This is a genomic window from Streptomyces sp. NPDC033178 (assembly GCF_055577685.1).
Map to the genome: position 1 here is coordinate 472,668 of NZ_JBVIPT010000001.1, position 22,755 is coordinate 495,422.

23 protein-coding genes and 1 pseudogene are annotated in these 22,755 nt (G+C 68.9%); 11 read left to right on the forward strand and 13 right to left on the reverse strand.

Going from position 1 to position 22,755, the window contains the following annotated elements:
* Window positions 1–172: 172 nt before the first annotated feature.
* From ACZ5VQ_RS02370 to ACZ5VQ_RS02380, 3 genes are all read left to right on the forward strand, one after another.
* Window positions 173–1,561 (forward strand): glycoside hydrolase family 43 protein, encoded by a 1,389-nt coding sequence (locus ACZ5VQ_RS02370; RefSeq protein WP_469103272.1) that lies wholly within the window; start codon window positions 173–175, stop codon window positions 1,559–1,561.
* A gap of 42 nt (window positions 1,562–1,603) precedes the next feature.
* The gene (locus ACZ5VQ_RS02375) at window positions 1,604–1,960 is read left to right on the forward strand and encodes a VOC family protein (protein ID WP_469103273.1); all 357 of its coding nucleotides are present in this window, start codon (window positions 1,604–1,606) and stop codon (window positions 1,958–1,960) included.
* A gap of 267 nt (window positions 1,961–2,227) precedes the next feature.
* Window positions 2,228–2,785 carry a DUF1062 domain-containing protein gene (locus ACZ5VQ_RS02380; protein WP_469103274.1) on the forward strand — a complete coding sequence of 186 codons (558 nt, stop codon included), beginning with the start codon at window positions 2,228–2,230 and terminating at the stop codon, window positions 2,783–2,785.
* A 108-nt stretch (window positions 2,786–2,893) separates the two neighbouring features.
* Here ACZ5VQ_RS02380 and ACZ5VQ_RS02385 read toward each other — a convergent pair whose 3' ends face one another.
* Complete coding sequence (locus ACZ5VQ_RS02385; RefSeq protein ID WP_469103275.1) at window positions 2,894–3,061, reverse strand: hypothetical protein; 168 nt, start codon at window positions 3,059–3,061, stop codon at window positions 2,894–2,896.
* 66 nt (window positions 3,062–3,127) lie between these two features.
* Window positions 3,128–4,111 (reverse strand): oxidoreductase, encoded by a 984-nt coding sequence (locus ACZ5VQ_RS02390; protein WP_469103276.1) that lies wholly within the window; start codon window positions 4,109–4,111, stop codon window positions 3,128–3,130.
* Window positions 4,112–4,219: 108 nt separating this feature from the next.
* Between ACZ5VQ_RS02390 and ACZ5VQ_RS02395 the strand changes: the two genes are divergently transcribed.
* Window positions 4,220–5,164: an AraC family transcriptional regulator gene (locus ACZ5VQ_RS02395; RefSeq protein ID WP_469103277.1), complete on the forward strand. Its 945-nt coding sequence runs from the start codon at window positions 4,220–4,222 to the stop codon at window positions 5,162–5,164.
* A gap of 45 nt (window positions 5,165–5,209) precedes the next feature.
* On the opposite strand, the gene ACZ5VQ_RS02400 is transcribed toward ACZ5VQ_RS02395, so the two are convergent.
* On the reverse strand, window positions 5,210–5,776 hold the full coding sequence (locus ACZ5VQ_RS02400) for a nucleoside deaminase (protein WP_469103278.1): 567 nt from the start codon (window positions 5,774–5,776) through the stop codon (window positions 5,210–5,212).
* A gap of 145 nt (window positions 5,777–5,921) precedes the next feature.
* Here ACZ5VQ_RS02400 and ACZ5VQ_RS02405 point away from each other — a divergent pair, with 145 nt between their 5' ends.
* Entirely contained in the window at window positions 5,922–6,092 is a 171-nt protein-coding gene (locus ACZ5VQ_RS02405; RefSeq protein WP_469103279.1) for a hypothetical protein, read from the forward strand.
* A 43-nt stretch (window positions 6,093–6,135) separates the two neighbouring features.
* Entirely contained in the window at window positions 6,136–7,518 is a 1,383-nt protein-coding gene (locus ACZ5VQ_RS02410; RefSeq protein ID WP_469103280.1) for an FAD-binding oxidoreductase, read from the forward strand.
* A gap of 20 nt (window positions 7,519–7,538) precedes the next feature.
* On the opposite strand, the gene ACZ5VQ_RS02415 is transcribed toward ACZ5VQ_RS02410, so the two are convergent.
* From ACZ5VQ_RS02415 to ACZ5VQ_RS02425, 3 genes are all read right to left on the reverse strand, one after another.
* On the reverse strand, window positions 7,539–9,053 hold the full coding sequence (locus ACZ5VQ_RS02415) for an FAD-binding oxidoreductase (RefSeq protein WP_469103281.1): 1,515 nt from the start codon (window positions 9,051–9,053) through the stop codon (window positions 7,539–7,541).
* Window positions 9,054–9,287: 234 nt separating this feature from the next.
* Window positions 9,288–9,731: a hypothetical protein gene (locus tag ACZ5VQ_RS02420; protein ID WP_469103282.1), complete on the reverse strand. Its 444-nt coding sequence runs from the start codon at window positions 9,729–9,731 to the stop codon at window positions 9,288–9,290.
* A gap of 166 nt (window positions 9,732–9,897) precedes the next feature.
* The gene (locus ACZ5VQ_RS02425) at window positions 9,898–10,350 is read right to left on the reverse strand and encodes an Lrp/AsnC family transcriptional regulator (protein WP_469103283.1); all 453 of its coding nucleotides are present in this window, start codon (window positions 10,348–10,350) and stop codon (window positions 9,898–9,900) included.
* A 27-nt stretch (window positions 10,351–10,377) separates the two neighbouring features.
* On the opposite strand from ACZ5VQ_RS02425, the pseudogene ACZ5VQ_RS02430 reads away from it, so the two are divergent.
* Window positions 10,378–10,770, forward strand: a pseudogene (locus tag ACZ5VQ_RS02430) (LysE family translocator); the annotation flags it as partial.
* Between the two features lie 195 nt (window positions 10,771–10,965).
* Here the strand turns inward: ACZ5VQ_RS02430 and ACZ5VQ_RS02435 are convergent.
* Window positions 10,966–11,667, reverse strand: a complete 702-nt coding sequence (locus ACZ5VQ_RS02435) for a hypothetical protein (protein ID WP_469103583.1) — start codon at window positions 11,665–11,667, stop codon at window positions 10,966–10,968.
* A 166-nt stretch (window positions 11,668–11,833) separates the two neighbouring features.
* On the opposite strand from ACZ5VQ_RS02435, the gene ACZ5VQ_RS02440 reads away from it, so the two are divergent.
* Window positions 11,834–14,710 (forward strand): ABC transporter substrate-binding protein, encoded by a 2,877-nt coding sequence (locus ACZ5VQ_RS02440; RefSeq protein WP_469103284.1) that lies wholly within the window; start codon window positions 11,834–11,836, stop codon window positions 14,708–14,710.
* On the opposite strand, the gene ACZ5VQ_RS02445 is transcribed toward ACZ5VQ_RS02440, so the two are convergent.
* Window positions 14,688–15,680 carry a GlxA family transcriptional regulator gene (locus ACZ5VQ_RS02445; protein WP_469103285.1) on the reverse strand — a complete coding sequence of 331 codons (993 nt, stop codon included), beginning with the start codon at window positions 15,678–15,680 and terminating at the stop codon, window positions 14,688–14,690. The two genes, ACZ5VQ_RS02440 and ACZ5VQ_RS02445, sit on opposite strands and share 23 nt — an antisense overlap.
* A 217-nt stretch (window positions 15,681–15,897) precedes the next feature.
* Between ACZ5VQ_RS02445 and ACZ5VQ_RS02450 the strand changes: the two genes are divergently transcribed.
* On the forward strand, window positions 15,898–16,329 hold the full coding sequence (locus tag ACZ5VQ_RS02450; protein WP_469103286.1) for a Rid family hydrolase: 432 nt from the start codon (window positions 15,898–15,900) through the stop codon (window positions 16,327–16,329).
* Between the two features lie 40 nt (window positions 16,330–16,369).
* Here ACZ5VQ_RS02450 and ACZ5VQ_RS02455 read toward each other — a convergent pair whose 3' ends face one another.
* Entirely contained in the window at window positions 16,370–17,053 is a 684-nt protein-coding gene (locus ACZ5VQ_RS02455; RefSeq protein ID WP_469103287.1) for a response regulator, read from the reverse strand.
* On the opposite strand from ACZ5VQ_RS02455, the gene ACZ5VQ_RS02460 reads away from it, so the two are divergent.
* Both ACZ5VQ_RS02460 and ACZ5VQ_RS02465 read left to right on the forward strand, forming a co-directional pair.
* A complete protein-coding gene (locus ACZ5VQ_RS02460) occupies window positions 16,992–17,444 on the forward strand; it encodes a DUF5707 domain-containing protein (RefSeq protein ID WP_469103288.1) in 453 nt (150 codons plus the stop codon). The two genes, ACZ5VQ_RS02455 and ACZ5VQ_RS02460, sit on opposite strands and share 62 nt — an antisense overlap.
* A 123-nt stretch (window positions 17,445–17,567) precedes the next feature.
* Window positions 17,568–18,032, forward strand: coding sequence for an SRPBCC family protein (locus tag ACZ5VQ_RS02465; protein WP_362070754.1), 465 nt, complete (start codon window positions 17,568–17,570; stop codon window positions 18,030–18,032).
* 44 nt (window positions 18,033–18,076) lie between these two features.
* Here ACZ5VQ_RS02465 and ACZ5VQ_RS02470 read toward each other — a convergent pair whose 3' ends face one another.
* The 4 genes from ACZ5VQ_RS02470 to ACZ5VQ_RS02485 form a co-directional block, all read right to left on the reverse strand.
* Window positions 18,077–18,913, reverse strand: coding sequence for a carbohydrate ABC transporter permease (locus ACZ5VQ_RS02470; protein ID WP_398885989.1), 837 nt, complete (start codon window positions 18,911–18,913; stop codon window positions 18,077–18,079).
* Window positions 18,910–19,905, reverse strand: a complete 996-nt coding sequence (locus tag ACZ5VQ_RS02475; RefSeq protein WP_469103289.1) for a carbohydrate ABC transporter permease — start codon at window positions 19,903–19,905, stop codon at window positions 18,910–18,912. Before ACZ5VQ_RS02475 ends, ACZ5VQ_RS02470 begins: the two co-directional genes overlap by 4 nt.
* A gap of 2 nt (window positions 19,906–19,907) precedes the next feature.
* A complete protein-coding gene (locus ACZ5VQ_RS02480; protein ID WP_469103290.1) occupies window positions 19,908–21,212 on the reverse strand; it encodes an ABC transporter substrate-binding protein in 1,305 nt (434 codons plus the stop codon).
* Window positions 21,213–21,348: 136 nt separating this feature from the next.
* Window positions 21,349–22,572, reverse strand: a complete 1,224-nt coding sequence (locus ACZ5VQ_RS02485) for an aminotransferase class V-fold PLP-dependent enzyme (protein WP_469103291.1) — start codon at window positions 22,570–22,572, stop codon at window positions 21,349–21,351.
* Window positions 22,573–22,755: the final 183 nt, after the last annotated feature.

Below are 22,755 nucleotides of genomic sequence, written 5' to 3' on the forward strand. Positions count from 1 at the left end.
CAGCCTCGACAGAGTGATTGACGCACGTTGAACAGCGCTCTACCTTCTGATCGACTTTCCGAACCTGGTTCGAAATGTCGACCAATTCGCTTGCCCGGCTGTGTACTTCACGCCCCCGGTCCCCGCACCGCGCAGCCGCTCACCCGCCCCCGTATGCCGCCTGGAGACCAAGATGAGCGCAAGACCCCAGCCGTCCCGTCGCCTCTTCCTCGGCATGGCCGCCACCACCCCCCTGGCCATGTCCGGCGTACTGACCCTCGGCGCCGGCACCGCCCACGCGGCCGACTCGGCGTACGTGATGTGCTACTTCACCGAGTCGACCAACCTGGGCGCGGGCACCGACTACGGCCTTCACCTCGCCGTCAGCCCCGACTCGCTGAACTGGACGCCGCTGAACCAGAACAACCCCGTGGTCACCCCCACCGCGGGCGCCCTCGGTCTTCGCGACCCGTTCCTCATGCGCAAGCAGGACGGCACCTTCGTGGTCATCGCCACCGACCTCAAGGGCACCGACTGGAGCTACAACAGCCAGTACATCCATGTCTGGGACTCCGTCGACCTGCGCACCTTCACCGGTTACCGCCGCCTCAAGCTGCACGACATGACCACCCACAGCTGGGCCCCCGAGGCGTTCTGGGACGCCGGGCGGGGTCAGTACGCGGTCATCTACTCCTCGGTGAACTCCAGCGGCCACAACGTGATCATGGTGAACTACACCAGCGACTTCGTCACCGCCTCGGCCCCGCAGGTCTTCTTCGACCCCGGCTACGACGTCATCGACGGCAACATGGCCGTCGGCGTCAACGGAGTCAACTACCTCTTCTTCAAGAAGAACCAGACGCTGGTGGCGGCGAGGTCCACTTCTCTCGACCCCGGCAGTTTCACCGAGTTCGGCGCGGGTGTCGCACACGGCGGCACCGAGGCCCCGACGGTGTTCAAGTCACTGACGTCGAACACCTGGTACCTGTGGGGTGACACATACACCCCGAACGGTGTCTTCTACGCCTGGCAGTCCACCAACCTGGCCTCGGGGGCCTGGACCGCACTCGACCAGAAGACCTACACCCAGCCGGTCAACTCCAAGCACTGCGGCATCGCGACGATCACCACGGCCGAGTACAACAACCTGCTCACCAAGTGGGGTGCGCCGACCTGGAACCGGCTCAAGTCGTACAACTTCCCGGACCGTTACGTCCGGCACGCCAACTATGCCGCCCGCATCGACACGTACCCCTTCGACCTGCACACCGACTCGCAGTGGAAGCTCGTCCCGGGCCTGGCCGACAGTTCCGGGGTCTCCTTCCAGTCGGTCAACTACCCCACCCGCTATCTGCGGCACTACAACTACCAGCTCCAACTCGACGTCAACGACGGCACGTCGACGTACGCGGGCGACGCGACCTTCTACCGCACGGCGGGCCTCGCGGACAGCTCCTGGTCGTCCTTCCGCTCGTACAACAACCCGACCCGCTACATCCGCCACGCCAACTACGTGCTGCGCATCGACCCGGTCTCCACGTCCACCGAACAGCAGGACGCGACGTTCCGCGTCGGCTACTGAGTCGGCTGTTGAAGGGCCCACGTCCCCTGGGATGCTCTACGGATGAAGTTGAGCGCGATAACACTCGACTGCCCTGATCCACTGGCTCTGGCGGCGTTCTATCAGCAGGCCACCGGCCTCGGCCTCCACCCGAAATCCGACTCCGACTTCGCTGCTCTCACCTGCGAGAACGGGCTCTCCATCGGCTTTCAACGGGTCGACGACCACCAGCCTCCACACTGGCCCGACCAGACGGTTCCCCAGCAGCTTCACCTCGACTTCACCGTCGACGACCTGGACGAGACCGAGGCCCGGCTGCTGGAACTGGGCGCGGGCAAACCTCCCCACCAGCCGAACGAGAACAGATGGCGGGTCCTGACCGACCCGGTCGGCCACCCCTTCTGTGTGGTGAAAGGCTGATCCCTTCCAGATCGATGCCACGTTGCGGCAGGCGGAAGACCGTCCACGAACGGCACGACGCCGGTCGGAACCCAGCAGGGAGCCGTTCCAAAACCAGTGGAGCAGTGCCGCTGTGCGCCACTACCGTGCTGCCGGACCAAGTCGTCTGGGCAAGGACGTGCCGTTGTACACCGTGTGAGACCCCCCGAGTGCTGAATCGTCGCGCGTCGCGCAGCTGCGCCGCGCTCCTTTTTGCTGCGGACTTCTCACTGGAACCGGTGTACTTCTGTGCTCGAAAACTGGGTGGTCATGCCCACCTGCCTACCGCTACTTCTCCGCCGCTGCCATGCGTGCGCGTCCGAGCGTTTCCGGGCGAACGGCAAGTTTCGCGTCAACGCACACCACAAGCTCATCGACGCCTGGCTCCTCGCGCTCTGTGCCGTCTGCGGGGCGACCACGAAGCTCACGGTCCTGGAGCGGATGAACGTGCGCTCCGTACGACCTGAGCTGCTGGACCGGCTGCACGACAACGACCCTGGTCTGGCAGCCGAGTTGCTTCAGGATCCGGTCGTGCGGCGCCGCAATCGCATCGCCCTCGACTGGGACAACGCCTGGCGGCTCGACACCGGCGGACCGGATCACCTGGACCGCGAGGTGAGCGATGCGATCGACGTATCGGTCCACTTCGCGGCTCGGATCCCTGTCCGGCCGGTGCGGCTGATCGCTGAAGGTTTCGGTCTTTCGCGGGCCGAGGTCGGGAGACTGATCACGGAGGGGAACCTCGTGTCGGCGATCCGGCTGAGCGGCAAGGTCTCCGGCGACTTCACGTTCACGCTCAAGCGCTGAGGCCCCTCTCGGGACCAGGGGCCTGTCAGGCGAGATCTGCCTGACAGGCCCCTGGTCCCGAACACGCCTCACAGCACTCAACCAACGGGCACCCGGACAACGTCGAACTCAGCCCGCCGCGCCGTCGAGCAGCCGGCTGTAGCGCAGCCGCAGCGCCCGCTCGGTGCTGGCCGCCACAGTCCCGAGCCCGACCACGGTGTTGCCCCATGGGGCCGGGTGACCTGCCCCGGTCGGTACCGGCAGCCCGCGGCAGATCGAGGACAGCGTCGCGGTCACCCGCGACCTGGACCTCGACGCCGACGGGCCGGCCCGCATCGACGCGGTCGTCAGACCGTCAGGGAGTCAGGCCGTCAGCCGTTCGCTGATCTCCCAGAGGCGGGCGGCCGCCTCCGGGTCCACGGCGCGGGGCAGTACGCCCGGGACGCTGTCCCCGCCGGCCCAGGCGGCCTCGTTCTCGGGGGTCACCAGCGGGCTGATGTCGACGTTCTCGCAGTAGACCCCGCCGAGACCGTCGAGCTGCGGGCTGGTCGCGCACCAGACGCTGGTGGCCGCGCCCTGCTGCACGGTCTTCATCTGGCGCTCGGGGTCACGGACGGGCCGGCCCTCGCTGTCGAGCGCGCCCGCGGCCTGGAGCGCCGCCGGGTCGAGGTGCTTGACCAGGCCGGTGTCGATGATCAGGCCCGGGTGCACGGCGAACGCCCGGATCCCGTGCGCCTGCCCGCGCCGGTCCACCTCCACGGCGAACAGTGCGTTGGCCGTCTTCGACTGGCCGTAGGCCACGAAGGGCTCGTAGGTCCGGTGCTCGAAGTTCAGGTCGTCGAAGTCGACGCCGGCGAAGCGGATGCCCCGCGACGACAGCACCACGACCCGTGCCCCCTCTGCCGCGACCAGCGAGGGCCACAGCCGGGTGGTCAACTGGAAGTGCCCCAGGTGGTTGGTGGCGAACTGCCCCTCGTATCCGCGCGCGTCCCGCGCCGGCGGGGTCGCCATGATCCCGGCACTGTTGACCAGGAGGTGCAGCGGACGCCCGGAGGCAAGGAACTTCTCCGCGAAGGCGTCGATGGACGCCGGGTCCAGCAGGTCCAGGTACCCGACCTCCGCTCCGGGCACGTCCTTGAGGGCCGTCCGGGCCCGCTCCACGTCCCGTGCCGGTACGACGACCTCGGCGCCGGCTGCGCGCAGGACGCGGGCCGTCTCCAGCCCGATGCCGGAGTAGCCGCCGGTGACGATCGCGACCTTCCCGGTCAGGTCGATCCCCTTGATCACCTCCTCGGCGGTGGACGTGGCTCCGAAGCCGGAACCCAGGGGGTGCTGTGTGGTGGTCATGTCTGGTCTCTCCTCAAGCCTCAGGTCGAGCTGTCCAGACCACCGTAGGTCGGCGGATCCGTACGATGAATGCTTGAGAATCCGCATTACTTGCGTGATAGTTCGAGCATGACCGTCGACCCACTGTCCGACGCCCTGGCCGTCGCCGACGCCCGCAGTGTGTTCTCCGGGGGCTTCACGGCCGGCGGGGACTGGGCCATCGAGCTGCGCGGACGCCACCGGCTGAAGGTGAAGGCCGTGCTGCGCGGCAGCTGCCTGCTGGTCCGCGAGGGGGGCGGTGAACCCATGCGGCTCACCGAGGGAGACGTGGTGGTCTCCGACGGTGACCAGCCGTACGTGCTGTGCAATCGGCCGGGAGTCGAGCCGACCGACCCCGACGACGTGGTGATGGACCCGGCGACACGGATGGCCAGGCTCGGCCAGGGCGAGGCGGTGGACGTCTCGTGTGTGTCCGGGCACATCGACCTGAGCCGGGACCGGGGCGACCTGCTGCGGCGGGCACTGCCGGAGCTGGTCCACGTTCGGGCCGACTCGCCCGAGGCCGGCGTACTGCGGTGGCTCATCGGGCAGTTGGTGGCGGAGATGAGGACGGGCCGGGCCGGCGTCGAGTTCGTCTCGGCCCAGCTCGCGCAGCTGATGTTCGTGCAGGTGCTGCGGATCTGTCTGACCGACTCGAAGGGGCTGCCGCCCGGCTGGCTGCGCGCCCTCGCCGACGAACGGCTCGCCCCGGCGCTGCGCCTGATGCACGGCGACCCGGCCCACCCCTGGCAACTGGAGGAACTCGCCCGGGCGGCGGCGATGTCCCGCACCACGTTCGCCGTACGTTTCAAGGAGGCGGCCGGGGTGCCGCCCCTGACGTACCTGTTGAACTGGCGCATGAGCCTGGCCGCCCGGGCCCTGAGGCAGGACACCGCCCCGGTCGCGGCGCTCGCCCGCTCGGTCGGCTACACCTCCGAGAGCGCCTTCAGCAATGCCTTCAAGCGTGCGGTCGGCGTGGCACCGCGGACCTACCGGGTGGAGGCCACTGCCGGGGCTCGCCCGAGCGACGGCTGATCCCGCACTGGCATCGCGCCCGCCCCGACAACTTCAGCGACAACTTCAGTAGAGGTGCCGGTCGGGCTTGTGCGACCAGGTTTCGTAGGCCTGGGCGCCGAGTTCGGGGTGGATCTGCTCCACGTGGATCCGGCGCTGGTCGAGAGGCTTCTGGAAGTCCTCGTACTGGAAGGCGTCGTCGAAGCCGATCTCGCGTGTGGCCTTCAGATCGCAGCTGTAGTAGACGTTGTCGATCCGCGACCAGTAGATGGCGCTCATGCACATCGGGCAGGGGGCGCCGCTGATATAGATCGAACAGCCCTTGAGCATCCGGGCGCGCTCCGGTACCGGGTCGGGGGATCCTTCGGGGCGCGGCACGTATTCGAGCGTGCTCTCGTTCTGGTGTTCCGGCGATATCGAGGGAGCCTCGGGATTCAGGCGCTGCACGGCCTTGCGAATGGTCTCCACTTCGGCGTGCGCGGTGGGGTCGCCGGTGAGCAGAACGCGGTTCTGACCCCGGGCCACGATTTCGTCGTCCCGGGTGATCACGGCACCGAACGGACCGCCCCAGCCCTCTTCGACGGATTCGGTGGCCAACCGTACCGCTTCGGTCAGAAACTCCTTGTGCCTCATGTCGGACCTCCGCTCGGCATCACCGAAGAAATCAGCACCGTTTGTCCGATAACTCCCCTTCGAATTAGACTACTCGGTATGGCTGTCAGTGTAATCCGTGCCCCGACCGGCGACGGTGCGACCGTTGGAGAAGTACCCGGGTTTCATGGGGACCGAGTTGTTCAAGCCGGTCGAGGGGATCCAGGACAACTGGGTCGTTGTCTTCCGCTTCGACACCCACCAACACCTCGCCGAGTGGCTCACCTCGGGCGCCCGCGAGAAGCTCCTCGAAAGAGACATCGGCCTGTTCCTGATATTCGGGCTGACCACCGGCTGACGACCGACCGACTACCGGCTAACCACCGGCTGAGGAGCGCATCATGAGCGGAGTTGGCGGAGTCAGTGGCGTGATCGAGGGGGAAGTCGTCCGGCGGGGCGACGCCGACTACGACAGCACCTGGTCGGCCATGCTGTGGAACGGCCTCAAGCCGGAGCGCTTTCCCGACCTCATCGTCCGGGTCGCTTCGGACCGCGACATCCCGGCGGCCATCCGGCTGGCCCGCTCCGAGGGGCTCCGGGTCGCCATTCGCTCCCATGGGCACAGCTGGTGCGGTTCCCCGCTGCGCGACGGCGGCATGCTCATCGACCTCTCCGCGCTCAACGCCTGCGAGATCGATCCGGCTGCCCGCACCGCGGCCGTGCAACCCGCGCTCACCGGCCGCGAGTTCGTCGCGGCCCTCGCCCCGCACGGCCTGGCCTTCCCGGCCGGGCACTGCGGGCCCGTCGCCCTGAGCGGCTACCTCCTCAGCGGTGGTCTCGGCTGGAACTCCGGCCTTCTCGGTCCGGCCGCCGCCGGCGTGCAGGCGGTCGAGGTGGTCACGGCGGACGGCGACACCCTCACCTGCAGCCGGCGCGAGAACCCCGACCTCTTCTGGGCCGCGCGGGGCGCGGGACCCGGCTTCTTCGCGGTCGCCACCCGCTTCCACGTGACGCTGCACGACCTTCCGACGGCGGTCGCCGAGACCACGTACACCTTTCCCCTGGCCGAGGTCGAACCCGTGACCCTCTGGGCCACCGAAGCGGCCCAGCGCCTTCCCGCGAATGTCGAGACGTCCTTCATGCTCTCGACCGCCTCCCCCGACATCACGGCGGATTCGCCGAGGCCCAAGGTGATCAGCTTCACCGGCACGGCCTTCGCTCGCACGCGTGACGAGGCCGTCCGCTGCCTGGAGCCGCTGCGGGCCTGCCCGTTCGCCGAACGCGCCCTGTTCCGGCAGACGGACGAGCCGAGGACCTTCGAGGACCTGTACGGCACGTCCTCCGGCTTCTGGCCCCAAGCGCACCGCAACGCGGTGGACACCCTGTGGTCGGACACCGGATACGAGACCCTGCTGCCGATCCTCGCCGCCTCGCTCGTCCAGGCCCCCTCCGAGCAGTCGCTCATCCTCGCTCCCCTGTGGCCCGCTTCCCGGGACCGCTCCCTCTCGGACGGCATGGCCTTCTCGGTCCTGGGCGAGACCTATGTCGCCCCCTTCGCGATCTGGGACGACCCGGCGGCGGACAGTGCCAACACCCGCTGGCTCCGGGACACCATGCGTGCGGTCGAGCCGTACGGAACCGGCCACTACATCGCCGAGGCCGACCTCACCGCCGACGCCTCCAGGGCTCGCAGGTCGTACGCCCCGGAGGACTGGGAGCGGCTACAGACCCTCAAAGCCACGTACGACCCCGCGAACGTCTTCCACACCTACCTCACGCCGTAGGCGCCGAAGGGGGCTCGGGCTCAGGGCTGTGGACGGCCGACGGCCTGCTGGTAGCGGAACAGGGCGGCGGGGTCGCAGCTGCGCTTGACGTCCACCAGGCGGGCGTAGTTGGCGCCGTAGTAGGCGTGCTGCCAGTCGTGCAGGTCCGGGTCGGGGAAGTTGACGTACGCGGCGTCGGTGTTGAGGTGACGGCGCAGCATGCGGTGGGCGGCGCGGGTCTGTTCCAGCAGGCCGCGCACCTGGGCGGGCGGGACGGCAGGCTTCCAGTGGGTGCCGATGTCGATGACGAAGGCGGCTTCCCGGTGGGGGTAGGCCGTTTCGTCCGGTCGTCGTGTCGCGGTGTCGCCGCCCATGGCGAACAGGGTCACGTAACCGGTGCTGCGGCCCGGTCCGGGACGCCAGTTGCGGGTCCAGTCGGCGATGGCGGCCACGGTGTCAGGGCCGGGCCACTGGTCGGGGACGAGGGACTTGGAGGCGTAGGCCTCTTTCGGGCCGGGGGTCTCCATCAGGAAGTCCTGCGCGGACCAGAAGCCGCGTTCCTCGATGACCGCCTGGTCGGGACGCAGGCTCAGCAACGGTGCGAAACGGCGGAGCAGTCCGTCCTCGTCGCCGAGTCGCTGTCCGAGCAGCGCGAGGGTGGCCGTGCCGTCGCCGGCGTGCTTGAAACCGATGCGTACGTCGAAGTCGTTGTCCCGGTCGGTGTCGAGGATGTCCCGCAGTTCCTCCAGCACGTCGACGGCCGCGTGCAGGGGGTAGATGAGGTGGAAGACGGTGGCGCGCAGCCTGCCCACGGGTACGGCGGAGAAGGTGAACGCGGTGTTGATGCCGAAGTTGCCGCCCGCTCCGCCGCGGCAGGCCCAGAAGAGGTCCGGGTTCTCGTCCTCGGACGCGCGGACGAGGGTGCCGTCGGCCAGTACGAGACGGGTCTCCGTGAGCCGGTCGCAGGTCAGGCCCCACTTGCGGTCGTTGAAGCCGAGGCCGCCGCCGAGGGTCAGGCCCGCCACGCCCACCTCGGGGCAACGGCCGCCGGGAAAGTACAGGTTCGCGGCGCGGGCGGCGTACACGTCGGAGTTGGTGGCGCCCCCGCCGAGCCGCAGCTCATGCCCTCGCGGCACGACCTGGTTCATCGCCCGCAGGCTGATCACCAGGCCCGGGGTGGTGGAGTAGCCGGCGTAGTTGTGGCCGCCGGAGCGGGGAGCGAGCGGCACTCCGTGTTTCGCGCACCACAGCACCGCCGTCCGTACGTCGCTCTCCGTCGCGCAGGCGAGGACCCCGGCCGGACGCACGGACGCGTAGCGCTGGTTGTCGGCCGTCGCCCGGGCCGCGTACTCCGGCTGTCCCGGTCGGTAGAGCCGGGCAGCCGGGCTCAGGCTCCTGACCAGCTCGCGCCAGGCACCGGACTCCGCTCCCCCGACTGGGGAGGTCCGGCGGGCGGAGGCGAACGCCGGGCCGTTTCCGCCGCCCAGCGCGATCGCGGCCCCGGCGGCCGCGAGGGCCCCTCCGGTTCGCAGGACATCTCGTCGGCCAGTCTGCACAGGTACGCCCCTTCGCACATGGTGTCCGGATGCCGGAGACATGGGAGTCGTGCACACGCCATGCGCAAGATCCCCCAGCCCGGGCAGGGCTCACGATGGAGAAGGACGGGGTCGGGAAGGGCTACTGACACCCTGGGACAAGCAAGCTTCATGCGAACGGGCCAGAGACGATCAATGCCGTCCGGCCCCTGGACGCACGACCCGTACGACGCATCGAGTGTGCCCCTGCGCCGGTCAGGCGTCCTCCGGGCGCTCGCCCGGTTCCCACGCCGCGGGGCCGGCTCCCGCGGCTATGCGGCGGTAGGCGGCGCGGGCATGGACGAGGCGGGCGACTGCTGTGCCGATAAGGGCCGCGGCGAGCAGGCAGCTGAGCCAGAACGTGTCGCGGTGCCCGGCCCAGCTGAGGGTGCCCAGGGGCGGGATGGCGAAGGCGTTGAGGAACAGCCAGCACAGCGCGGCCGTTCCGGGGGCCGCGGTGAAGCGTGAACGCCCGCCCAGCAGGGCGGCCAGCAAGGACAGCGCCGTCAGCGCGAGTGCGGGCCGGTCGGGGCCGACGAGGGTGTTGAGGGTTGCCACCAGCACCAGGGCACCGCCGAAAGCCGCAGCCCAGACCAGCGGGGTCGCGACCGGCCGCGGGACTGGCCTTGCCCCGGCGCTGAGAAACACCCACTCGATCACGCTGACGGTTCCTTCCGGTCCTCCCGGGCGCCGACGGAGAGATGCACCGACCGTCCCATGGCCGTAGCTCGGCCCCAGGATGGGGATTCTCCCACTCAGTCCTCGACGGCACTTCCGTTGGCCGATTCCGGGCGCTCGCCGGGAACAAGCGCCTCCGAAACCGGTCTCAGGCAGGCAGCGGGCGGTCGTCGACAACGTGCTTCATGACGATGGTGGAGGTCAGGCGCTGGACGCCGGGCAGAGTGGCCAGCTCTTGGTCGTACAGCTGCTGAAAGGCCGACAGGTCAGCGGTGACGACGCGCAGGAGGTAGTCGGGTTCGCCGAAGAGGCGCTGGGCCTGGACCACGTGCGGGACCGCGGCCACGGCCTGCTCGAAGGCGGCGACGGTGTCGCGGTCCTCCCAGCGCAGGGTGGCGAAGACCAGGGCCTCGAAGTCCAGGCCGACAGTGGCCGGATCCACGACAGCGCGGTAGCCCCGGATCGCGCCGGTCCGCTCCAGGTCGCGCAGGCGCCGGTGGCACGGCGAGACGCTCAGCTTCACCCGGGCGGCCAGCTCGGTCACCGTCAGACGGCCGTCCAGCTGTAGCTCGGTAAGAATCTTCCGGTCCAGGTCATCCATGGGAAAGATTGTGCCCCAGCAGCCCGGATGCGGAGAAAGTATGGCAACACTTTCGCGCACATCCCGCCTAACGTTCCCTCTCGTAGGAGTCAGCGAGAGAGGGAACGGTTCAGCGTGGACGCGGGCACAGTGGCGGCTTTCCTGGCAGTGGATCTGCTGCTGGTGTTCACGCCCGGCGCGGACTGGGCGTACGCGATCACGGCAGGGCTGCGGAGCCGGTCGCTTGTCCCCGCCGTGGCCGGACTGGTCGCCGGATACGCCGGATACACCGTGCTCGCGGTGGCCGGCCGGGTGGTGATCGTCGCGAGCTCCGCGACCCTGCTCACGGCGCTGACCGTCCTCGGGGCCGCCTATCTGGTGTGGCTCGGCCGGGGCGTCCTGGCACGGCCTGCCACGCCCAGCGTCTCCGGTGAGGTGATGGCCGCCTCCAATCGGCAGATCATGCTGAAGGGCGCCGGGATCAGCGGCCTCAACCCCCACCCCGCATCCTCTCAACAGACGGACCGGACCGGCCGGGACACCCACTCAAGGAGAGCAACGGACCACCCGAATCAGCAGGAAGAGGCGAGAACCGGCTCGCTACACTCGTACGCCGGGCTCCGCGCGCACGCCTCCTCACAACTCCGCGAAAGCCCTCGCGCAGTACACCGGACCGCCCCCCAGCCCGGCGACGTCCAGGATGGACTCCTCCGTGAGCTGAGTGTCGTCCTTGCGCGGGCAGTTGTTGTCCAGGTCCGGTTCGCCGATGACCTTGACATCGGGCAGCACCTCCCCTTCGCAGGGGACTTCCTCGTACTTGTCACCCGTGTCCGAAGCCTCCAGGCAGTCACCGACGCGGACCTCCATGCCGCCCTGGCCCGGTTCGCCGGGGTGCGGGGCCTTGAGGTTGCGTACGCAGGCATAGCCCACGCCGACCGCGTACTTGAGGTAGTCGCGCGAGCCCGCGACCTCCCATCCGGGATCGCCGCTGATGCCCAGCACGTCGTCCGCGGAGTCGGAGCAGTCGGTGTACGTGTACACGGTCGTCTTCTTCTCGACACGCTTGAGGACCTTGCCGATGGCGTCGGGGTCGTCGCAGGGCATCTCCGCGGCATGACCCTGCTCGTCGCCTCTCGGGGGTCCGTAGCAGTCGCCCTTGGCCATCAGCACGTTGTCGTCGTTGTCGTAGTACGCCGGCTTGGACGGGCTGCTCGACGGGGTCCCGGTTGTGGCCGGGGTCGATGCGGTTGGTGGCGCCGACGATCCAGGCGCTTCGTCGTCGCCGTCCGAGCAGCCGGCCGCCCACACCAGTACACCCAGCAGGGCGGCGACTCGCATGACGCGCCCGTGTCGCATCTCAAGGCCCCCCTGCCTCGACGTTGCGGCAAGCATGGGACGTCGGCATCGGTCACGCAAGCCCTCATGCCTCACCCGGGAACCGCTCAACTCCCCTTGTGCGTAGGTACATTGAGACCGCTGATTCCTTGAGCGAGTGGGGGCGGGGATGCGCGACACGGTCCTGGACGGCCGGTACACGCTCACGGAGCGGATCGGTGCCGGCGGTATGGGTGTGGTGTGGCGGGCCAGGGACGCTCGGCTCGAACGCCCGGTGGCCGTCAAGCTGCTGAGCCTGCCGCCGGGCACGGCCGGCGCCGAGCGGGAGCGGCTGCTCGCCATGTTCGGGCGGGAGGCGCGGGCCGCCGCCGCACTGGACAGCTCGTACATCGTGCCGGTCTTCGACCACGGGGCGGACGGTGAAGTCCCCTACCTGGTCATGCCGTTGCTCTCGGGCCGGACCGTGGGCGAGTTGCTGACCGAGGGGCCGCTGCCGCCGGAGCGGGTCGCGGAGCTCGCGGCACAGGTCTGCCGGGCCCTGGCGACCGCGCACCGGGCCGGCATCGTGCACCGCGACATCAAACCGGCGAACGTGATGCTCACGGACGAGGGCACGGTCAAGGTGCTCGACTTCGGCATCGCCAAGTTCCTCGACGCGGCGGCCGGCGGCGGCAGGCTCACCGCGACCGCCGACTCCCCCATCGGCACCCTCCCCTACATGGCGCCGGAGCGCTTCACACGGGGCGCGGACGATGGCCGTACGGACGTGTACGCGCTGGGCTGCACGGTGTACGAGATGCTCACCGGTGCACCGCCCTTCGACTCGACGTCGGCGCCCGCGCTGATGCACAGCCATGTGTACGAGACACCGGAGAAGCCGTCCGTACGGCGTCCGGGGCTCGCCCCCGAGTGGGACGAGCTGGTGGGGCGGATGCTGGCGAAGCCGGTCGATCAGCGGCCGACGGCGGAGGAGGCACGAGCGGTATTCGAGAGACTGGCCCTGCCCGTGCCGCGGGTCCCACTCGGGGGCGAGCCTCCGGCCCAACTCCCCGACCACACCCCGCCTCAAGGGCAGCCCGCCCTCTCGGCCGCACCGGGGAGCCCGGCCCACGTATCCCCCGGAACCCCCGAACCGCAGCACTCCGCGGCTGCCTCAGCCGCGCCGCAACTCGCCCCGGGCGCCACAACGACCAGCCCCGACCCCACCTCGTACCTGCTCGCGCCGCCGCTCCCGAAGCAGCCGCCCGCTGCCCCGGCCGCTCGCCTGCGCGGGCGGCGCGTCACGTGGATCGCGGCCTCCGCGGTCGTCACCGCGCTCGTGGTCGTGCTCTCGGTCGTCCAGCCCTTCGGCGGCGACGACGGCGACGAGGGAAGTGGGAAGAGCGGCCCTGGCGGGCCGAAGGCCGGCACCGGCACTGTGGCCCCGGTGGCGAAGACCCAGACCCTCACGCTCGGCTCCGACGCCGATGCCAAGGGCCCCGCCCCGGCGGTGCGGGGCGCCACCAAGGGCGGCAAGGTCACGGTCCTCGAACCGGGTGGTATCACCACTCTCGACCCGGGCAACATGTGGTCCGGGGCCGACCGGTTGATCTCCCGGCTCGTCTACCGCAGCCTGACCACCCTCGAAACCCTGCCCAACGGCTCGGTCCGACTCGTCGGGGACCTCGCCCAGGACACCGGCCGGCCGTCGCTGGACGGCCGCGAATGGACGTTCACCCTCAAACCGGGCCTCACCTACAACGACGGATCGCCCGTACGCGCCCAGGACTTCGTGTTCGCGGTCAAGCGCGCCCTCGACCCCGACAAGTTCCCGATGGGCGACCGCACCCTGCGCAGCTTCCTGCTCGGTCCCGAGGACGCGGACGGCATCGGCGGCGAGCACGAGATGCCGCCGGGCGTCATCGGGACCCCGGACGACCGCACGATCGTGTTCCACCTCGACGGCGCCCACCCCGACTTCAACGTCGTCCTGGCAGGCCCGAACGGCGCGCCCGTGCCGGAGCGGGTCGCCGACATCTCCGGCACCTCCACACTCCTGCCGTCGACGGGCCCGTACCAGGTCGACTCCTTCACCGGTGCCAGGAACCTCACGCTCACCCGCAACCCGAAGTGGCGCGCGGACACGGACCCGGTGCGCACCGCGTACCCCGACCGCTACGAGATCACCGGTTCGCTGACTCTCGACGAGATCAAGTCCCGGATCCGCGCGGCCGGTTCGAAGTCGGCCGTGATGACGTTCTCCGGCTCGCTGGACAAGGACGGGCTGGGCAGGACGGACGGCGCCACCGGCAGCGGCACGGTCCGGGTGACGTCACCGGCCCCGTATGTCCACGCGTACTCGGTCGACACCAAACGCGTACCGAAACTGAAGGTCCGTCAGGCCATCGCCACCGCGTATCCGGCGGGGGACGTGCTGGCCGCGAGCGGCGAGGACGGCGTGGCCACGCACCACCTCATGCCGCCGGGCATTCCCGGTTCGCGCGACTTCGACCTGTACGGGGCCGGGGCGCACGGTGACCCCGCCGGCGCCCGCGCGCTGCTCGCCGAGGCCGGCGAGACGGGCTTCCCGCTCACCCTCGCCCATGCCACCACAGCGGACGAAGCACGGGCCAAAGCGGTGAAGAAGGCCCTGGACAAGGCCGGTTTCCGGGTGACGTTGAAGAACGTCGACGTCTCCGACATCTACGAGAACGTAGGCGATGGCGCCTACGACCTGGCCCGCCTGCCGATGAACATCAGCGGCCTCCCGTTGGCGTCGGCGTTTCTGCCCGACTCCTTCGACGGCCGCTACACCTACCCGACCACCTCCAACTTCTCCCGGCTCAACAGCACGGCGGTCAACGACGCGATCGACGAGGCCAACGCGACGGCCGACGTGGCGGCCGCGGGCGAGAAGTGGTCCACCGTCGACCGCCGGGTGATGGAGCAGGCGGCGGCCATTCCGGTGTACGTGCCGGTGCGCACGTTCCTCTACAGCTCCAGGCTGAAGGGGGTCCAGGTGGACCTGGACGGGTTGTCTCCGCTCAACGCGTATGTGACCAAGTGACGGCCATCGCCGCATGTGTCTTCCGGTAGGCGGTCGGGGTCACTCCCACCTCTCGTCGGAAGATGTTCCGGAGGTTCGCGGCCGTGCCGAACCCCGTCGCTCCGGCGATCCTCTCCACGGACCAGTCGGAGGATTCGAGGAGTCGGCGCGCGCCGAGGATCCGCTGTCGGGCGACCCAGTGCATGGGAGGCATTCCTGTCTCGCGCACGAAGTGCCGGATGAAGGTTCTCCGCGAGAGCCGGCTGTGGTCCGCCATCCGCTGCACGGTGATCGAGGATCCAATGTTTTCGATCACCCATTCCCGGGTCGCCTGAAGGCCGGAGCGAGGAAGGGGCGGAACGTCCACGTACTGTGGCTCGCTCGCACTGCGGGCAGCGGAGAAGACGACGTCCTTCGCCACCTCGTCCGCGACTGTCGTTCCGAAATCGCTTTGGATGACGTGGAGACATGCGTCGATTCCCGAGCCCGCACCCGCGGACGTGAGGAACGCCCCGTCCTCGACGAACAGCCGGTTCTCGGCGACGTCGACTCCGGGATACGTCGTCCGAAGTTGGTCGGTGTACTGCCAGTGCGTCGTAGCCGTCTTCCCGTCGAGCATTCCGCTGGCCGCGAGCGCGAAAACGCCCGTGCAGACGGCGACTATACGGGCGCCCCGCTCACCAGCGAGCCGCACCGCCTTCAGATAGCCCTCCGGGATGGGGAGACTCGGGTTCTCATAGCCCGGAACGACGACGATATCGGCGTACTCCACATCCGAGAGCGAGTGGGTCGGCCTGATGTCCGCGGCCACGTCGGTGTGCGATGGCCGGTTGCTCGAATCGTCGTCCGCGTCGGGATTCTGGTCGCCGCACACGAAGACCCGATAGCCCGGATGCTGACCGAACACATGCGCCGGGATGCTGACGTCCAGTGAATACGCTCGCGGCATCGCAAGGATCGCGACAATTGTCCGGTCGTCTCTGGATCGCAATTGCGCCCCCTGGTCTCCGTGCCCCCTACTGCCCACGCCCCTCTCTCCAGGCTAACTCACGGACACGACACCGGACCTGGCCTGCGGTTCCGGCACGATCCTTGCTGAAAGTGGCACGGCTGCGTCTGGTCCACCCCGACCTGGCTGAATATCTTTCTCACACAGCCCCCTTCGTTCTTACAGACTTACAGAACGCACTTTTGACGATCGGATCGACATGAGCAAGGCAGATCAGGTGGAAAGCTTCGGAGTCCCTTGGGAAGAAGGCTACGGGTACGTACAGGCGGTCAAGCGCGGCGATACCATTTACGTCTCCGGCCAGGTGGCACACAACGGGACGGAACTCGTTGCCCCGGCTCCGGTGAACGAGGACGGGATGGTCACTGATTTCGCCAACATAGGCGAGCAGTTGCGCCAGTGCTATGCCAACGCCGCAGAATTGCTGAAGCGTTTCGACGCATCGCTGGACGACGTCGTCGACGAAGTCATCTACGTGGTCGATGCCGATGCGGGTGATGCCGCGACGGGGCCGGTGCGCAAGGAGGCCTACGGCCGACCGGACCCCCAGGTGGCAAGCACCATGATCGGCACCCCCCGACTGGCATTCCCCGAGCTACTCGTCGAGGTCAAACTCATCGCCCGGGTCTGACGGGCCGGCGGGGTCGTGAGGCGTGCGTGCCGGTGGGCCGTCACAGGTGGGCGCCCGGCGGGTTGGGGCGGGCGAGGCCGAGGTCGTACGCGAGGATCGTGACCTGGACGCGGTCGCGCAGCCCGAGTTTGCGCAGCAGCGCGTTGACGTGGGACTTCACGGTGCCGACGGTGATGCCGAGTTCTTCGGCGATCTCCGAGTTGTTGAGCCCGGACGCGACCAGGGCGAGGACGTTGCGTTGGCTGCCGGTCAGGCTGTCCAACTCGCGGGGGCCTGTGCCGACCCCGATCCCGGCGCCGGCCCCGGACGAGTAGTGGCCGATGAGCCGCCGGGTCGCGGACGGGGCGAGCACACTCTCGCCCGCGGCCACCACCCGGATGCCCTGCAGCAGTTCGGCGGGGTGTACGTCCTTGAGGAGGAATCCGGAGGCACCCGCGCGCAGCGCGTCGAAGACGTACGCGTCGAGGTCGAAGGTGGTCAGCACCAGGACGCGGGGTGCGTCCTGGCGGCCGGTGATGATCCGGGTGGCAGCGATGCCGTCCAGTTCGGGCATCCGGACGTCCATGACGACCACGTCGGGCGCCAGTTCGTCGGCGAGGCGTACCGCGGCGGCGCCGTCGGCCGCCTCGCCGACGACCGTCATGTCCTCCTCGGCGTCGATCATGGCGACGAACCCCGCCCGTACGACGCCCTGGTCGTCGACGACCAGCACACTGAGACTCATCGCTCTCCCTCTGGCCTCGGTCTCCGCCGCCACCGAGCCGACCCTGGAGAACGGTTCGGCCCGCTATGTCGCTCCGTCCGACGGCGGCGCGGGCGAGCTCACCTTCACCGCGGACGTGAGTGACGACTCGGGCATCTCAAGCCTCAAGGTCCTTGCGTGGCCCGCGAGTTCGAAGCTCGACCCGACCGAGGCGGAGCTCCGGTCCGTGGACAGTGCCACGTGCAGGAGCACCACGGACGAGACGTCCCGCTGCACCTACACGCTGCGGGTCACGAAGGAGGAGGCGGCCGAGCTGGACCAGGGCACCTGGTACGTCTCGGCGCTCGCGGCGGCCAGGGACGGGGACACGACGTTCGTGTCCCGCGCCGCGTCCTTCGACGTCACGGGCTGATCCACCACCGCGGCCGGGCGCCTCTGAAGGCGCCCGGCCGTTCGGGTCGGTGGCCGAGGGTGAGCCCAGGTCCCTCATGCGGTCATCAGGCCGTTGTCGGACCCTGGTGCTTTCATGGGAACCATGACCAGCAGAAGTGTCGTCGTCGAACGGCGGATCGCCGCGGCCCAGGGACCGGTGTGGGAGGCCATCACCGACCTGGCCGGCATGCAGCACGTCCTCAGCAGCGTATCCAAGGTCGAGGTCCTCACGGAGGGCGCCTTCGGCGTCGGCACGCGGTGGCGGGAGACGCGGCGCATGTTCGGCAAGGACGCCACCGAGGAGATGTGGGTGACGGCCAGCGAGCCGCCCGAGCGGTATGTGGTGGAGGCCGAGTCCCACGGCTCGCGCTATATCTCGGAGTGGGCGCTGCGCGCCGACGGCCCAGTGACGACGACGGTCCGCATGACGTTCTCGGCCGTGGCGTCCGGTGGAGTCGCGGGCTTTCTGGCCAAGATCATGGGCGCCCTTGGCGCGCGGGCGGTCAGCAAGGCCATCGCCAAGGACCTCGACGACATCGCCGCGGCGCTGGAGGGCCGCAGCGGCTGAGCCACACGCGGCCCAGCGCCCGCGCCCACTCTCCGAGGCCTCCCTCAGCCCTTCACCGCACCGGCGGTGAGCCCCTGGACGATGTGGCGGCTGGCGAAGGCGAACAGCAGCATCGTGGGCAGGATGGTGAGGACCGCGGCCGCGGACATGGATCCCCAGTCGATGTTGAAGCTGGAGATGAAGCCGTTCAGGGCCGTGGGGACGGTCTTGTTGCTGTCGCTGTTCATCAGCGTCACCGACAGGAACAGCTCGTTCCAGCAGTTGACGAAGTTGAAGATGAACGCGGCCACGATCCCGGGACGCATCACCGGCAGCAGTACCCGGAACAGCGCTCCGAACCGGGACAGGCCGTCGATCATGGCGGCCTCCTCCAGCGCGTCCGGGATGTTCTCGAAGAAGCCGCGGAGCATCACCGTGCAGAAGGGGATGCACACGGCGACGTACACGAGGATGAGCCCGAGCCTGTTGTCGACGAGGTTGAGGTCGGTCATGAGCAGGTACAGCGGTCCCAGCGCGATGAAGGTCGGGATCATCTGGGTGACCAGCGCGGCCATCAGCAGGGCGGACTTGGTGCGGAACTCGAAACGGGCCAGCACATAGGCCGACAGCATCGAGATCGCGGTGGCCACCACGCCCGCCACGAACGCGACGAGGAGGCTGTTGGTGAGGTAGACCCCGAAGTCGGCCTTGCCGAAGAGCCCGCTGTAGTTCTCCAGCGAGAAGTGCTCGGGCCAGTAGGCGATCGGGAAGGCGAAGATGTCGCCGGGCGCCTTCAGGGACGTGATGGTGATCCAGTAGAGCGGGAAGACGGTGAAGACCAGCCACAGTCCCAGGAAGGTGAACTTGGTGGCCCGGCCCGCCGTGGACTCCTTGCCGATCACGACTTCACCTCTCGCTTCTCACGCGTGGCCAGGAGGAAGAAGACCGCGAACACCAGCAGCGTGGCGACGACGATGAGCCCGAGCGCGGAGGCCCTGCCGTAGTCGCCCTGCTGAGTGATCTTGATCATCCAGGTGGTCACGATGTGCGTCTCGTTGTTCGGCCCGCCGCCGGTCATCCCGAAGATCAGGTCGGGGAAGTTGAAGATCCAGATGACGCGCAGCAGGACGGTCAGCGCGAGCGTGACCCGGATGTACGGAATGGTGATCTGGAACAGGGTGCGCACCTTGCCCGCGCCGTCCAGTGCCGCCGCCTCGTACAGCTCCTCGGGGATGGACTGCAGCGCGGCCAGGATCATGATGGTGAAGAAGGTGACGCCGTACCAGATGTTGGCGACCACGACGGCGAACATGGCCGTCTCCGGGTCGGCCAGCCAGGCGACCGGCTCGTCGATCAACCCGGCCTTCTGCAGGAGGTCGTTGACGACGCCGAACTCGCTGTTGAACATCCAGCGGAACAGGATGCCGATGAGGAAGCCGGAGATCGCCCAGGGGAAGAAGATGAGCGCCTGGTAGAGGCCCCGGAAGCGGAACCTCCTGCGCAGCCACAGTGCGAGGGCGAAGCCGATCACCAGCTGGGGCACGATCGAACCGAACACCCAGATCCCGGTGTTGCCCAGCACGGTGCCCCAGGCGGGGTCGGCGAAGACGTCGCGGAAGTTCTTCAGGCCCACCCAGGAGGTGTCGGTCAGGTCCGTCAGCTTCCAGTTGCGGAAGGCCATCTGGCTGCCGGCGATCATCGGGTAGTACGTGAAGACCGCCACGAAGACCGCGGCCGGTGCCATGAAGGCGGCGATCATGAAGCCGCGCCGGGCGGTGAACTCCGGCTTGCGGCGGCCTCGTTGCGCGCCGCGGCCCGGCGGGGTGCCCCCTGTTCCGGAGGGCCCCGCCGATGCCGTCTTCGTCGTTTCCGTCGTGTCGGACGCGGTGGGCATGGCTAGTTCTCCTGCTGCCGCTTCTCGGTCCAGTACGCGTCCCAGCCGTCCAGCAGCTTCTCGGGAGTCGTCTTGCCCAGCACCATCTTCTGGATGTCCGCGTCCGCCTTCTGCTGCCACTCCGCCCACCAGGCGACGCCGCGCGGCTGGCTGACGTTGAGGTACGTGTCCGGGTTCTCCGTCATGGTGACGTAGCTGGACCAGGGCCCGGTCTTGTAGAAGGGGTCCTCGGTCGCCGACTTGAGGATCGGCACCAGGCTGTTCTTCTTGGTGAAGGCCGTCGACGCCTTGCCCTCGGAGAGGAACTCGACCAGCTTGACGGCCTCTGCCTTGTGCTTGCTGCCGTCCGCTATCCCCCAGCCGGCGGTGGCGAGCGGCTGTACGGTCTTGCCGCTGGGCCCCGCCACCAGCGGGGCGGTGTCCCACTGGTCCTTCGCGATCGCCTTCGACTCCGAGACGGTGGCGATCACTTCCGGGTCCTGAAGCAGGAAGGCCGTGGAACCGTTGGAGAAGCCCTCGACCATCTCCGGATAGCCCCAGGAGACCGACGACTTGGGGGACGCCTCCTTGAAGAGCTTGAGGTAGGTCTTCATCGCGTCGACCGCCTCGGGGGCGGCGAAGATCGTGCTGCCGTCCTTCACCTTGAAGCCGTCGGCGGGGTCGATCTTGTCGGCGACGTACGCCTCGATGACGGCGGTGGCGTTGCCGTTGGCGTTGGCCCCGCCGCGGAAGGCGTACCCGTACCGGCGCTTGGCCGGGTCGTGGATGGCGGAGGCCTGTTCGAGCAGTTCGTCCCAGGTGGCCGGGGGCTTGTCGAAGCCGGCCTCCTTGATCAGGTCGGTGCGGTAGAAGACGCTCAGGCCGTAGAAGCCGTACGGGACGAAGTACGTCTTGCCGGCGGCGGTCTCGGAGGCCTTGACGGCGTTCTCCGTCATCGCCTCCCAGCCCTTCCAGGGCTTGAGGTCCTTCTTCATGTCGTAGAGCCAGCCGTTGTTCGACCAGGGGCCCACGGTGGTGTCCCGTACTTCGAGGGTGTCCACGCCGCTGCCGGACTGGAGCATCTGCTGGATCTTCTGGTCCGCCTGCTCGGTGGGCGGCGAGATCAGATTGACCTTGATCTTGGAGTTCTGCTTCTCGAAGTCCGCTATCAGGCTCTTCAGCAGGTCCGTGCGGGCGGGGTTCGTCAGGCTCTCGACCATGTTGAGGGTGACCGTCCCGTCGGCTTCTCCGCCGCTCATGGCGGAGCAGCCGGTCAGGACCATGGTGGCGGCTGTGCCGAGGGCGAGAGCTGCCGTCCTTCTACTCATCGTGCCGACCTCTTCCTTGGATACGGGCGCGCCGGCCGCGGCTTCGGGGGGCCGTGAGCCGTGTGTCGGGGGCCGTGGTGTCGGGGAATCGCGGTGTTGGGTAAGCGCGGTGTCGCGCCGTCGACGCGCCGGGCTTTCAGTGGGCCGCGCGGGCCCATTCGCCGAGGACGGGAACGCAGTCCTCGGCGAAGTACTCGTAGTCGGCGGCGGTGTTGTAGACGTGTGCGGACAGCCGCATGTAGCCGATGCCGTCGAAACTGGTGAAGGCCGCCTCAACGCCCAGTTCGCGGGCCGCCCGGTCGCGCAGTGCGTCCGCCTCGATCCGGCTGGGGGCCAGCCCCTCGGGCAGCCGCACGAGCCGCATTCCGGGAACGGGCATGCCCACGTCGACGGTGCCGGGGACTGCGCCGAGTTCGGCGAAGGCGGCTCCGACGAGGCGCTCGGCGTAGCCGGCCAGATCGTCCATGTACTGGCGAGCGGTGTCCCAGCCCCAGGTGCGGTCGACGAAGTCCAGTGCCGTCGACGCGGCGAGACAGCCGGTGACATCCACCGTGCCCTGCTGGTCGAAGCGGTCGGGATAGGGATCGGGGGCGCCCCACGAGTCGATCAGCGGATAGAGGTCCTCGCGCTGCGCGCCCCGTGCGACCAGCGCGGCGGTGCCGCGCGGCGCGCAGCCCCACTTGTGCAGGTTGCCGACCCAGAAGTCGCACGTCAGGCCGTCCAGTGGAGCCTCGATCAGACCGGGGGCGTGCGCACCGTCCACGAGCAGGGGGATCCCGCGCCTCGCGGCCTCCGCGCCGATCCGCTCGACCGGCATCCGGCGGGCGGTCGCCGAGGTGATCTGGTCGACGACGATGAGATCCGTCGAGTCGTCGACCTCCGCCATCACGGCCTCGTACGCCTGCTCCTCGTCCGCGGCCAGCGGCACCCGGGCGGTGCGGACCTCGCCGTCCCAGCGCCGGGCCAGCCGTTCGGCGCCCATGGTCACGGCTCCGTAGCCGTGGTCCGTGACGACGATCGCGCCGCCGCGGCGGCGCGGGAGAGCGTTGAGTACGACGCTCACTCCGGCGCTCGCGTTGGGCACCAGGGCGAGGTCGTCGGGGGTGGCCCGCAGGAAGGCCGCGAGGTCGACGCGGGCGTCGGCGATCTTCTGCGGCAGCGCGGGGAACCACACCACCGGGGCGCTGTCCATCTCGGCCCTCAGTTCGTTCTGCCGCTCCTGCGCCACCAGCGGGACCGCCCCGAACGAGCCGTGGTTCAGGTGCTTCATGACGGGGTCCAGCGACCACGCCCGGGCGGCGGGCCGGCCGTCCGCCAGCAGCAGGGGGCGCGGGGCGGTGGTGACCTCGGTCTCGCTCACATCACTCCACATCAGCCGAACCCGAGTGCCACCAGACATCAGAGGATGACGGCGACACGTATGATGACTCGGCATCCTGGCAGGCGTTTTCCGGCCTCGCAAGGGTCATGCAACGAAAGTCATCAGATGACTCCCGGCCGATACATCCGAGACATCAGATGACTGACTACAGTGCCCGAGGGT

Bases quoted from the DNA above. Each gene is read 5' to 3' on its own strand.
- ACZ5VQ_RS02425 (WP_469103283.1), bottom strand. From the start codon at position 10,350: ATGGATGACCTGGACCGGAAGATTCTTACCGAGCTACAGCTGGACGGC.
- ACZ5VQ_RS02375 (WP_469103273.1), top strand. From the start codon at position 1,604: ATGAAGTTGAGCGCGATAACACTCGACTGCCCTGATCCACTGGCTCTG.
- ACZ5VQ_RS02400 (WP_469103278.1), bottom strand. From the start codon at position 5,776: ATGAGGCACAAGGAGTTTCTGACCGAAGCGGTACGGTTGGCCACCGAA.
- ACZ5VQ_RS02370 (WP_469103272.1), top strand. From the start codon at position 173: ATGAGCGCAAGACCCCAGCCGTCCCGTCGCCTCTTCCTCGGCATGGCC.
- ACZ5VQ_RS02465 (WP_362070754.1), top strand. From the start codon at position 17,568: ATGACCAGCAGAAGTGTCGTCGTCGAACGGCGGATCGCCGCGGCCCAG.
- ACZ5VQ_RS02460 (WP_469103288.1), top strand. From the start codon at position 16,992: ATGGCGACGAACCCCGCCCGTACGACGCCCTGGTCGTCGACGACCAGC.
- ACZ5VQ_RS02405 (WP_469103279.1), top strand. From the start codon at position 5,922: ATGGGGACCGAGTTGTTCAAGCCGGTCGAGGGGATCCAGGACAACTGG.
- ACZ5VQ_RS02450 (WP_469103286.1), top strand. From the start codon at position 15,898: ATGAGCAAGGCAGATCAGGTGGAAAGCTTCGGAGTCCCTTGGGAAGAA.
- ACZ5VQ_RS02440 (WP_469103284.1), top strand. From the start codon at position 11,834: ATGCGCGACACGGTCCTGGACGGCCGGTACACGCTCACGGAGCGGATC.
- ACZ5VQ_RS02455 (WP_469103287.1), bottom strand. From the start codon at position 17,053: ATGAGTCTCAGTGTGCTGGTCGTCGACGACCAGGGCGTCGTACGGGCG.
- ACZ5VQ_RS02435 (WP_469103583.1), bottom strand. From the start codon at position 11,667: ATGCGAGTCGCCGCCCTGCTGGGTGTACTGGTGTGGGCGGCCGGCTGC.
- ACZ5VQ_RS02475 (WP_469103289.1), bottom strand. From the start codon at position 19,905: ATGCCCACCGCGTCCGACACGACGGAAACGACGAAGACGGCATCGGCG.
- ACZ5VQ_RS02480 (WP_469103290.1), bottom strand. From the start codon at position 21,212: ATGAGTAGAAGGACGGCAGCTCTCGCCCTCGGCACAGCCGCCACCATG.
- ACZ5VQ_RS02410 (WP_469103280.1), top strand. From the start codon at position 6,136: ATGAGCGGAGTTGGCGGAGTCAGTGGCGTGATCGAGGGGGAAGTCGTC.
- ACZ5VQ_RS02390 (WP_469103276.1), bottom strand. From the start codon at position 4,111: ATGACCACCACACAGCACCCCCTGGGTTCCGGCTTCGGAGCCACGTCC.
- ACZ5VQ_RS02395 (WP_469103277.1), top strand. From the start codon at position 4,220: ATGACCGTCGACCCACTGTCCGACGCCCTGGCCGTCGCCGACGCCCGC.